Consider the following 10572-nt stretch of genomic DNA (forward strand, 5'->3'; position numbering starts at 1 on the left):
TTGAGGAACCCTCTTCCAAGGCCATCCAGGGCTTCACCCGATACCCCTGTGACGCTCCGCCAGGGCCCTTGCGCGCGGCTGGGGGTTCGGCGATAGTACCAGATCCGGGGGGACCCCCGGCTTTCCCTCACTTTCCGGCGTGGGGCGCGGCGGGGATGGCCCGGGCCGCGCCGGGGATGTTTTCCCCAATCCCGGAGTTTTCCCCCTCCCACGCCCCCGGCATGACAAGGAGAGACGGCCATGCGCCGTCCGGTTATCGGCATTACCGCCGACAGCGAGGAACAAGGCGGCGGCTATTCGGCCCTGCCGTGGTACGCGCTTCGCCACAATTATTGCGATCAGGTCACGGCGGCCGGCGGGCTTGCGCTGATTTTGCCCCACGAGCAGGAAACCGTGCCCGAGGTGCTGGATCTGATCGACGGCCTGCTGATCACCGGCGGCGCGTTCGACGTGGACCCCGCCTTGTTCGGGGCGTCCGACCGCCACGCGAGCGTGGTCTTGAAGGCCCGGCGCACCGCCTTTGAACTGGCGCTTTTGCAAGGGGCCCTGGCCCGCGACCTGCCGGTGCTGGGCATCTGCGGCGGCGAGCAGCTGGTGGCGGTGGCCCTGGGCGCGACCTTGATCCAGCACATTCCCGACGCGGTGCCCCAGGCCCTGGCCCACGAGCAGCCCAACCCGCGCACCGAACCCGGGCACACGGTGGCGATCGAGCCCGGCACGCTGTTGCACCGGCTGGTCGGGCCCGGCCCGGTCGCGGTCAACAGCGCCCACCATCAGGCGGTCGCGACCCCGGGGCCGCGCCTGGTGGTCAATGCCCGCGCGCCCGATGGCGTCATTGAAGGGATCGAGGATCCCGGCCGACGGTTTTGCCTGGGCGTGCAATGGCATCCCGAATACGCCCTTTCCCCGGCCGACACGGCCTTGTTTGCCGCCTTTGTCGCGGCGTGCGGAGAGTCCCGATGACCGAGTCCCGCGGCCCTGGCCGCCCTTCCCGATCGCCCCGTGCCGCCGCCCGGCCTGCCGCGCCCGAGACCAATCCGGCGGGTGAACGCATCGCCAAGGTGATCGCCCGGGCCGGCGTGTGCTCGCGTCGCGAGGCCGAAAGCCTGATCGCCGAGGGCCGGGTGGTGCTGAACGGGCGCCCGGTGAGCACGCCCGCCACCCTGGTCGGGGCCAGCGACACGGTGCAGGTCGATGGCAAGCCCTTGCCGGCGCGTCAGCCCACCCGGCTGTGGCGCTACCACAAGCCGGCGGGCATCGTGACCACCAACCACGATCCGCAAGGACGCCCCACCTTGTTCGAGCGCCTGCCCGCCGACATGCCGCGCGTGGTCAAGGTGGGGCGCCTGGATCTGGACAGCGAGGGCCTGCTGTTGCTGACCAACGACGGTGCCTTGGCCCGGCAGCTGGAATTGCCGACCCAGGGCTGGCTGCGCCGCTATCGGGTGCGGGTGTACGGCACCCCCGACCCGGTGCGCCTGGCCGCGCTGGAGGAAGGGATCACCATCGATGGCGAGCGCTTCGGATCGATTCGCGCCGTGCTGGAGCGCCAGCAGGCGTCCAACGCGTGGCTGGCGGTGTCGCTGCGCGAGGGCCGCAACCGCGAAATCCGCCGGGTCATGGAGCACCTGGGGCTGCCGGTCAGCCGCCTGATCCGCGTGGCCTACGGCCCGTTCCAGTTGGGGCAGCTGGCCCCGGGGGCGGTCGAGGAAGTGCCGGGCAAGATCTTGCGCGAGCAGTTGGGCAAGGCGGCTCCGGCGGCCCCGCGCCGCCCCGGGCGGTCGGGCTCCTGACGGCCACGGGCAAGGAGAAGAACCATGCGCATCACCGGCGGGGAATGGCGCGGGCGCGCACTGCTGGTTCCGGTGGGCACGCGGGTGCGCCCGACCAGCGACCGGGCGCGGGCGGCGCTGTTCAACGTGCTGATGCACCGCTTCCAGGGCCGCGACGGCTTCGGGCTGGCCGGGGGGCGGGTGCTCGATGCCTTCGCGGGCTCGGGCGCCCTGGGTCTGGAAGCGCTGTCGCGCGGCGCGGCCCATGTGACCTTTTTCGATACCGCGCCGCCGAGCCTGCGCGCGGTGGAGGCCAATCTCAAGGCCATGGGCGGGCAGGAGCGCGCGAGCGTGATCCGTGCCGATGCCGTGCGCCCGCCGCCGCCGGCCCAGCCGGTGGGGCTTGCGTTCCTGGATCCCCCGTATGCCGAGGGGCTGGCCGATCGTGCCTTGTCCCAACTGCTGCGCGCCGGGTGGCTGGCCCCGGGCGCCTTGGTGTGCGTGGAAACCGATGGCGCCACCCCGGCCCCGGCCTGGCCCGGTGGGGTGGGGGTGGTGGACGAGCGTACCCAGGGCCGGCCTCGCCTCACCATCTTGCGCGTGGCGGGGTAGTCGCGGGGCGAGAAGGCGCGTTTCCTGCTTCCGATCGGCCTGCGGCCGGCGGGCTTTCGCCCGCGCCCAACCGGGGCGATGCCCCGATCCCTTTTGTTGTGCAAAAAAGCGCGGTCTTCGGGGCGGGGCGTTTGCCTCGCGCTGCCCGAGGGAGTCTCGTGCTTTTGCCCTTGCAGGCAGACGGTCGCAACCCATCTCGGAAGAGAAACGAAACAAGGCGGGGAGCGGAGTCATGGGGCGGCGCGGCGGACGGACACGGTGGGGACGATTTTTTGGAATCGGGGCGGGGATGATGCTCGCCTGGGCGGCGCCGGGGCTGGCCGGCGAACCGGTGGGCACGGTAGGGGCGGTGCGCCCCCAGGCAACGGCGCAGGCCGATCCCACGCCCCCGCGCCCCCTGACGTTGGCGTCGCCGGTGTTCGAAGGCGAGATGCTGGAAACCGGCAAGGCGGGACGCCTGGCGGTGCGGCTGGAGGACGGCTCCACCTTGACCCTGGGCGAGGGCGCGCGGATGCGGGTGGATGACCTGGTCCTGACGCCAGAGCGGACCAACGGCGTGGTCGCGGTGCTGGCCGGGGCGTTCCAGTGGCGGGGCGGGCTGAAACCCGATGAAGGCGTGGAAATCCGGACCCCTCTCGCGACCATCGGCATTCGGGGCACGGTGGTGTGGGGGGGCACGCTCGACGATACCTTCGAGGTCATGGTGCAAGATGGCCGGGTGACGGTAACCACCGACGCGGGATCGGTGGTTCTGGACACCCCGGGGCAGGGCACGGCGGTGCGCGCGCGCAACGAAGCCCCCAGTCCCCCCATCCTGTGGCCCCAGGCCAAGCGCGAACGGGCCTACGACACCGTGGCGTTCTACTAGAGGCTTCCGGGCGGGGCACGACGGGCAAGGCGCGCGAGGGGGTTGATTTCTCCCTGGCTTGGGGGGCCCTGGCTGGGTATCTTGTTATAACAACGGTGCCGGAAGCGCCGACCCATGGGACGGTGCCAGGAAAGGGGGCCGTCCTTGATGTTCCGCGAGGGGAGACGTCCGTATGTCGTCCAAGGAAGCCCGGGCCGGCGGGGCCGAAGCCCCGATCACGATCAAGAAATATGCCAACCGGCGTTTGTATAATACAGCCACCAGCAGCTACGTGACCTTGGATTACCTGGCGGGCATGGTGCGCGAGAACAAGGATTTCGTGGTCTACGATGCCAAGAGCGGCGAGGACATCACGCGGTCGGTTCTCACCCAGATCATCGTGGAGGAAGAGGCCAAGGGCCAGAACCTGCTGCCCATCGGCTTCTTGCGGCAACTCATCGGGCTGTATGGCGACAGCCTGGGGGGCGTGGTGCCCCAGTACCTGGAACAGGCGATGCAGGCCTTTTCCCGCAATGAAGAGCAGATGCGCGACATGATGAAAACCGCGCTGGATGGCCTGTTCCCGTTTCAGAATTTCGAGGAACTGAACAAACGCAATCTGGCGTTGTTCGAGAATGCGTTCAACATGTTCAATCCCTTCCAGGCGGATGGCCGGGGGGGGGCGGCGCCGGGCGCGCCCGCGCCTGCCTCGGCCCCGCGGCAAGAGGAGCCCGCGTCGGCCCCCGAGGTCGAGGCCCTGCATCAGCAACTGGACGCGTTGCAGCAGGAACTGGACGCCCTGCGCAAAGCCAGGGGCCAGTAAGGCCCGCGTCGCCGGCGCCCGGGACCGGACCAAGGGAGGCTTGCCTTTGGTTTCGAGGGGCGCGTATTATAGTAGTCAGCCTGCCGTGGTCCTAGAACAGGCACCGCGAGGGCGGGCCGTCCCCCAGGGGGGGCGGACCCTGGGCATTCGGTCGCCCCCCGAGAATGGGATTTCCGGCCATGCTGGTGCTTCAAGGCCTTGGGGCCTCGTTGCGGGATCTTTCTTCCCCGACGTCCCCCGTCGGACCCGGGACAACGGGCGCGGCGACGCCGGTCCCCGGTCCCTCCACGGACTCGCGATTCGCCTCGGACCCGTCGTTGGGAGCCGTGACGACGGCCGTCCCGGCCGTGACCCCGACTCCACTCAACCGGCCGCCCGACGCGGATCAGGAAACCGGACAGGACGCCCGCCCGGGCAAGGGCAAGGCCCCGGCGGGATCGGCCCCCGCCGCCCGAAGCGGCGATGACGGCTCGCTGGCCACCGAGGACGCGCGCCGAAGGGTGGGCTACGCCGCCCAAAGCCTGAGCCGTGATCTGGGCCGGACGGGATCCGAAGCCGCGCGCCACTCCGCCAGCGCGACCGCCGGGGAGGCCGCGGCGGACGACGAAACCCGCCGCCCGGTGTCGTCCTTGCTGCGCCGCACGGCCGAGGCCCTGTATTCCTTCGTGCGCAACGCCGTGTCCGGCGGGCGCCGGAACGCGGGCGCCGGGGGCGCGATCATCCTGGGCGAGGCCTATTCAACCGGCGTCGATCTGGAAGCCTGAGGGGCGCTTTCGTTCAACGGGCGGGGTGTTTTCCCGGTTTTTCCGGCAAGGATCCGGAGCTTCGCGCGGTGCACCGGATGCGGGCGCGATGCCCGTTTTTTTGCCGCGAGCCTCGCTTTTCCCGAAAATCGGGTCCCTTTCCGGCTCCCGCCCTACGTTTCCAGCTCGATCCACAAGGTGGTGCCCCGGCCGGGCCACGTATCCATGCCGATCGAGCCGCGCATCAACTGCACCAGTCGCTTGGTGATGACCAGGATCAACCCGGTCCGGCCCCGCCGCCCCCCGGTTTCCAGGCGCAGGCGCGCCGCCGTGGACAACACCAGGGGCTGGTGGCGTCCGCCGGCGTGCAGGTGGGCCCGGGCCACGGTTTTGGCGTCGCAGCCCACTTCGATGCGCAGGCGCTGGGGCTGGCCCGGCTCGCCCACCCGGCGCGCGGTCAGGGCGACGCCGCCCGGCTGGCTGCTGTGCAAGGTGGGATCCAGGGCGTTGAACAGCACCGAGCATTCAAACAGGTTGGCCAGCACGGTTTCAATCAGGGCCTCGTCGCCCAGCACCGTTCTGGGGGCGTCGGGTTCCACGCGCAGGCCAAGCGACAGGCCGAATTCGTCGGCAACCTCGCGCGTGATGTCCACCACCCGGTCGTACAGGGCAGGCAGCTCCACGGGGGCGAAGTTGAGGTCCACCAATCCGGCTTCCAGGTTGGCGAAGCCCCGGATGTCGTTGGTGATGGCGTTGAGCAGCCCCAGGCCGGCCTCCAGCCGTTCCAAGTCCAGGCGCCCGCTGCCCAGGGCCACGTTCATGGCTTCCACCGGATAGGCCAGCTCGTTGGCCAGGACGTTCAGCACCTCGGAATGGGCGCTGCGGGCCTCGTCGGCCAGGCGGCGGGTCCGCTCGCCCTCGTGGGCCTGGCCTTCCAGGCCCGACTGGTCGCGCAGGAAAAGGACGAACAGGACACCGGCGTTTTCGCGGCTGACCTCCTGCACGACGATTTCGGCCGGAAAAATGCTGCCGTCGGCGCGCTGGGCCAGCACCCGGCGCACCGGGTTATGGCGTTCGCGTTCGTCCTCGGGGCGGAACCAGGGCAAGCCGCCCTCGGTGCCGGCCTCGCGTCCGCCGGGCATCAGGATGGTCAGGGGGCGTCCGATCGCCCGGGGCGCGGGGTGGCCGAACAGATCCTCGGCCCCCGGATTGAAGCCCACGATGACGCCGCGCTGGTCGATGGTGATCAGGGCATCGGGGGCGCCATCCAGCACGGCGGCCAGGTAGATCTTGGCCGCGTCGGCCTGCTGACGCAGGAACTCGGCTTGTTCCTCCATGGTCAGCCGGTAATCCTGCACGGCGCGGGCCACGGCGCCAAAGCGGTCGCGGCGTCCCAACCCCGGCAACAAGGCGGGGCTCGCGTCGATGGACAGACCCGAGGTGGCCTGAGCCAGGTCGTTGAGCGGCCGGGTAACGCTGCGGGCGAAGATCCAGCACACGGTGCCATACACAAGGGCCGCGCCGCCGGTCGCCGCGACCAGGGTGGGGCGGTCAAGCAGGTGGGTCAGGTGGGCCAGCCACGCGGCGCCCCCCAGGCTGGCGAACCCGGGCAGGCCCAGAAGAGCGAGGCGGCCGCCCACCGGCAGGCGGTGCAAGAATCCCGGTGGCTCGGGGGCGCGTCGGGCCAGGGCCTCGGCCAGGGGCGGACGGTCGAGCGGCAGATCGTCGTCGCGCAGGGCGGGGTGGGGGGAGCCCAGGGGATCCGGAGAGGCCATCAGGCCTTCCGGGGGGGCGTCTTCCTCGTCGAGCGCCTCGCGCAGGCGTTCCAGGGTCCGAGCACCTTCGTTGTCGTCGGGGTCGTCCGTGCGCGCGAGGTCCTCCGGAAAGCCGCCGGGGGGCGGCTCGGAATCGGGGGGACCGCCCAGGTGTCGGGCCGCTTCCGCCATCCAGGCCGCATGCAAGGCGGCGGTGTCGATTCCGGGAGTGTCAGGGGCGGATGCCGGTGGTTCGGAAGGGCTTCGGGCCGTGGGAGTGCCCGACGGCGCGAGGTCCGGTTCGGCGTGCGAAACCGGGGGATCCTCGGCGACCAGATCCATCAACACCAGGGGATCCTCGTCTTCGCCGGGTTCCCGGGCCGGCGTGGGCAGGGGCGGGAGGCTTTCAGGGGGGGCCTCGGCCGGGGGAACCGTTTGCGCCGTTTGCGTGGGCCTTGAAGGGGAGGGGTCCGCATGGGGGTGGCGCGCCGGTGGCGTGTCGAGGGAACTTGGCGTCCGGGCATCGCGCGGCGGGGCCGGGGGCTCGGGGGCGACGTCGGCCAGCCAGTGCAATCCGGCTGTCCGGGCGCGCGTGGCCACGGAAGTCTCGTCGTCCGCCGGGAAGGGCGTCGGGGTGGGGAAGGCCTCGTCGGGCGGGTCTTCGTCGTCGGGCGTGCCGCGTGGGTCTTCGTCGGCGGAATCGCCCAGCAGCTGAAACAAGGAGGCGAGCGGGTCGTCCGGCTCCGGGGCGGGCATGGCGTCCCCCGGCGTCGCGGGCGTGGGTCTCTGGCGAGGCGCTTCGGAAGAAGGCGGCTCGTTTCCGGAAGGGGGCGCGGGATCCTGGGGAGGAACCGGCGATGGGGATGCGCTTGTGGCAGATCCCATGGGCGTCCGAGGGGGCTGTCCGCTTCCTCGTCGGGTCCTGGAAATTGATACCATGCGCAGGCGCCTCCGACCGTCCCCGTCTTGCCCCGCCGACCCATCGAAAAAAGGTCTGGCCGGTCCAGGTATGACCGGGTTGTCGATGGGATTCAAGGTTTCCCCGGTGGCATCGCAGGGCAATCGGATGAAGCCCTGGATGCCCTCGGAAGAGGGCTCCCCAACGCCGCGACGGACGGCTTTTTCCTGAGGAGTCTTCAGCTTCAGATGGAAGCGGGCAGGCTCCCCGTCCCTTTATTTGAGTATGTCAGGAAAAAGCGGTGCCCACTTTTCCCCGACATATTCTAGGGCACGGGAGAAAAGGGCCGGTTCCCCGCCAACGGCGCGCGGGAACCGGCCGATCGGTTAGCCCACGCGGTGACCGGCGAGGCCGATTTCCTCCAGGGCCTCGCGGATTTCAGGCAGGATGCCCGGATCGTCGATGGTCGCCGGCATCTTGAAGTCCTGGTTGTCGGCGATCTTCTGCATGGTTCCGCGCAGGATCTTGCCCGAGCGGGTCTTGGGCAGGCGCGGCACCACCACGGTCTGCTTGTAGGCGGCCACGGGGCCGATCTGTTCGCGCACCAGGCGCGCGCAGTCGGCGGCGATCTTTTCAGGCGGCGTCGCCACCCCGGCCTTCAGGCACACGAAGCCCAGCGGCACCTGGCCCTTCAGGTCGTCGGCCACGCCGATCACCGCGCATTCGGCCACGTCGGGATGACCGGCCAGCACTTCTTCCATCGCGCCGGTGGACAGGCGATGGCCCGCCACGTTGATGATGTCGTCGGTCCGGGTCATCACGTAGACGTAGTGATCATCGTCGAGGAAGCCGGCGTCGCCGGTCTTGTAGTAGCCCGGGAACTCGGCCAGGTAAGCCTGCTTGTAGCGCTCGTCGGCCTTCCACAACGTGGTCAGGGTGCCCGGAGGCAGCGGCAGCTTGCAGACCAGGGCGCCGATCTTGCCCGGCTCCAGCTCGTGGCCGTTTTCGTCCAGCACCTGCACGTCCCAGCCGGGAACGGCGCGGGTGGGGCTGCCGTGCTTGACCGGGAACAGATGCAGGCCCTTGCAGTTGGCGGCGATCGACCAGCCGGTTTCCGTCTGCCACCAGTGGTCGATCACCGGCACGTTCAGGATCTTCTCGGCCCAGTCGATGGTCGCCGGATCGCAGCGCTCGCCAGCCAGGAACAAGGTGCGGAAGTGTTCCAGGTTGTACTTCTTCAGGAAGGTGGCGTCGGGGTCCTCGCGCTTGATGGCGCGGAACGCGGTCGGCGCGGTGAACAAGGTCACGACGTTGTGTTCGGCGATCACCCGCCAGAAGGTGCCGGCGTCCGGCGTGCCCACCGGCTTGCCCTCGAATACCACGGTGGTGGCGCCGTGCAGCAGGGGGGCGTAGCAGATGTACGAGTGACCGACCACCCAACCCACATCCGAGGCGGCCCAGAACACTTCGCCGGGTTCGATGTCGTAGATCGCCTTCATCGACCACTTGAGCGCCACGGCATGGCCGCCGTTGTCGCGCACCACGCCCTTGGGCTGGCCCGTGGTGCCCGAGGTGTACAGGATGTAAAGGGGATCGGTCGCGGCCACGGGCACGCACGGGTGCGGCTCGGCCTTGGCCATTTCGCTCGCCCAATCCAGATCGCCGGCCTTGTCCAGGCTGGCCTCGGCCTGCGGACGCTGGAAGATCAGCACGTTGTCGGGCTTGTGGGTGGACTGGGCAATGGCCTCGTCGAGCATCGGCTTGTAGGCGATGACGCGGTTGGGCTCGATGCCGCACGACGCCGCGATCACCATCTTGGGCGTGGAATCGTTGAGGCGCGTGGCCAGCTCGTGCGGGGCGAAGCCGCCGAACACCACCGAGTGGATCGCGCCCAGACGCGCGCACGCCAGCATCGCCATCAGGCTTTCCGGGATCATCGGCATGTAGATGATCACCCGGTCGCCCTTGGTCACGCCCTGCGCGGCCAGGACACCGGCCAGGCGCGACACCTGGTCTTGCAGCTCGGCGTAGGTGATGGTCCGCTTGGTGTTGGTGATCGGGCTGTCGTAGATGATCGCCGCCTGCGCGCCGCGCCCGTTCTCAACGTGACGGTCGACGGCATTGTAACAGGTGTTCAGTTCGCCCCCGGCAAACCATCGATAGAAGGGCGCTTGCGATTCGTCCAGGACCGTGTCCCACTTCCGCGTCCAGGTGATGCCCTCGGCGGCCTGCCCCCAGAAGGCGGCTTTGTCGTTGATCGAAAGCGCGTAGGCTTCTTCGAATGCGTTGCCCATGGTTTCCATCTGTCCCCTGGTCCGTTTGTGAGGCGTGCGCCCGTCGTGCCAACCGATCCGGGTGAGCGGGGCGGGCGAGTCTCCCTGACGATGCTCTCCTGTTGGTGGCGTTTCGTCGGGCGGGGCGCAGTGTGGGACAAGCAAAGGCCTTTGCCTAGCCTGCGAACGAGAGAAACCGCCGTCGAGGACCAGATTTCGAAATAATATTTCGTGTCCTTGCGGGAATAGGCATGATTCGGTGGTCTTTTCCGCCCTCCAACCCCGATTTTGCCTAAAAAAGCATCAAGCCCCGAACCAAAAAGTTTCGGGGCTTGACAGATGGCGTCAAAAGGGAGTATTCGCCCCTCAGCCAAGGGGATGACCCAATCCTCCTTACGTCCTTTGGCACGTTTCCGTGTGAACGGCCCCAGGGCCGCGAGGGCGGAACGTGATCCACGGGGATGTCGCGCCGACTGCCGGAAATGAGACCGGGAAGGAAAAGGAAATTTTTCTCTTTTTCCGTTTCTCGTCCAGGGGCAGGGCGGCGGAGAAAGACCCTAGTGGGTCTCCATGGTGGCCAGTTCGTCCTTCAGGCGGAGCTTCTGCCTCTTCAAGCGGGCAAGCAACAAGTCATCCGGCGCGGGGCGGGCTTCTTCCGTCTCGACAAGCTGATCAATTTCGGCGTGGCGGGACCGAAGGGCGTCCATGCGTGCATCCTGACCCATTGACAGGTCCTCCCTCAAGGGTATGACAACCTCATCACTCTAGCATCGTCTTCCAGGGACCGCCAGGAGGAACCGGCAGGGCAATCGGGTGAAACCCCGGACGCCCTTGGAAAAGGGTTCCCCGA

9 protein-coding genes are annotated in these 10572 nt (G+C 68.9%); 6 read left to right on the forward strand and 3 right to left on the reverse strand.

Annotation, left to right across the window (positions count from 1 at the left end):
- Nucleotides 1–240 precede the first annotated feature (240 nt).
- The 6 genes from ROR02_RS14920 (at nt 241) to ROR02_RS14945 (ending at nt 4818) form a co-directional block, all read left to right on the forward strand.
- Entirely contained in the window at nt 241–963 is a 723-nt protein-coding gene (locus ROR02_RS14920; RefSeq protein ID WP_147164842.1) for a gamma-glutamyl-gamma-aminobutyrate hydrolase family protein, read from the forward strand.
- Nucleotides 960–1793 (forward strand): pseudouridine synthase, encoded by an 834-nt coding sequence (locus tag ROR02_RS14925; protein ID WP_147164843.1) that lies wholly within the window; start codon nt 960–962, stop codon nt 1791–1793. The genes ROR02_RS14920 and ROR02_RS14925 overlap by 4 nt, the downstream gene beginning before the upstream one ends.
- A 24-nt stretch (nt 1794–1817) precedes the next feature.
- Nucleotides 1818–2384, forward strand: a complete 567-nt coding sequence (gene rsmD / locus ROR02_RS14930) for a 16S rRNA (guanine(966)-N(2))-methyltransferase RsmD (protein WP_147164844.1) — start codon at nt 1818–1820, stop codon at nt 2382–2384.
- A 289-nt stretch (nt 2385–2673) separates the two neighbouring features.
- On the forward strand, nt 2674–3252 hold the full coding sequence (locus ROR02_RS14935; RefSeq protein ID WP_147164845.1) for a FecR family protein: 579 nt from the start codon (nt 2674–2676) through the stop codon (nt 3250–3252).
- Nucleotides 3253–3424: 172 nt separating this feature from the next.
- A complete protein-coding gene (gene phaR, locus ROR02_RS14940; RefSeq protein ID WP_147164846.1) occupies nt 3425–4054 on the forward strand; it encodes a polyhydroxyalkanoate synthesis repressor PhaR in 630 nt (209 codons plus the stop codon).
- Nucleotides 4055–4380: 326 nt separating this feature from the next.
- Nucleotides 4381–4818, forward strand: coding sequence for a hypothetical protein (locus tag ROR02_RS14945; protein ID WP_147164847.1), 438 nt, complete (start codon nt 4381–4383; stop codon nt 4816–4818).
- 152 nt (nt 4819–4970) lie between these two features.
- Here the strand turns inward: ROR02_RS14945 and ROR02_RS14950 are convergent, their stop codons facing one another.
- The 3 genes from ROR02_RS14950 to ROR02_RS14960 form a co-directional block, all read right to left on the reverse strand.
- Nucleotides 4971–7307, reverse strand: coding sequence for a sensor histidine kinase (locus ROR02_RS14950; protein WP_170245142.1), 2337 nt, complete (start codon nt 7305–7307; stop codon nt 4971–4973).
- 528 nt (nt 7308–7835) lie between these two features.
- On the reverse strand, nt 7836–9743 hold the full coding sequence (locus ROR02_RS14955; protein ID WP_147164849.1) for a propionyl-CoA synthetase: 1908 nt from the start codon (nt 9741–9743) through the stop codon (nt 7836–7838).
- Nucleotides 9744–10279: 536 nt separating this feature from the next.
- Nucleotides 10280–10429, reverse strand: coding sequence for a YdcH family protein (locus ROR02_RS14960; RefSeq protein WP_246135575.1), 150 nt, complete (start codon nt 10427–10429; stop codon nt 10280–10282).
- Nucleotides 10430–10572: the final 143 nt, after the last annotated feature.

The organism is Pararhodospirillum oryzae (assembly GCF_007992075.1).
GTDB classification, from domain to species: Bacteria; Pseudomonadota; Alphaproteobacteria; order Rhodospirillales; family Rhodospirillaceae; genus Pararhodospirillum; species Pararhodospirillum oryzae.

Coding starts and splice junctions, on each gene's coding strand:
- ROR02_RS14920 (WP_147164842.1), top strand. CDS start 241: ATGCGCCGTCCGGTTATCGGCATTACCGCCGACAGCGAGGAACAAGGC.
- ROR02_RS14925 (WP_147164843.1), top strand. CDS start 960: ATGACCGAGTCCCGCGGCCCTGGCCGCCCTTCCCGATCGCCCCGTGCC.
- rsmD (WP_147164844.1), top strand. CDS start 1,818: ATGCGCATCACCGGCGGGGAATGGCGCGGGCGCGCACTGCTGGTTCCG.
- ROR02_RS14935 (WP_147164845.1), top strand. CDS start 2,674: ATGATGCTCGCCTGGGCGGCGCCGGGGCTGGCCGGCGAACCGGTGGGC.
- phaR (WP_147164846.1), top strand. CDS start 3,425: ATGTCGTCCAAGGAAGCCCGGGCCGGCGGGGCCGAAGCCCCGATCACG.
- ROR02_RS14950 (WP_170245142.1), bottom strand. CDS start 7,307: ATGCCCGCCCCGGAGCCGGACGACCCGCTCGCCTCCTTGTTTCAGCTG.
- ROR02_RS14955 (WP_147164849.1), bottom strand. CDS start 9,743: ATGGGCAACGCATTCGAAGAAGCCTACGCGCTTTCGATCAACGACAAA.
- ROR02_RS14960 (WP_246135575.1), bottom strand. CDS start 10,429: ATGGACGCCCTTCGGTCCCGCCACGCCGAAATTGATCAGCTTGTCGAG.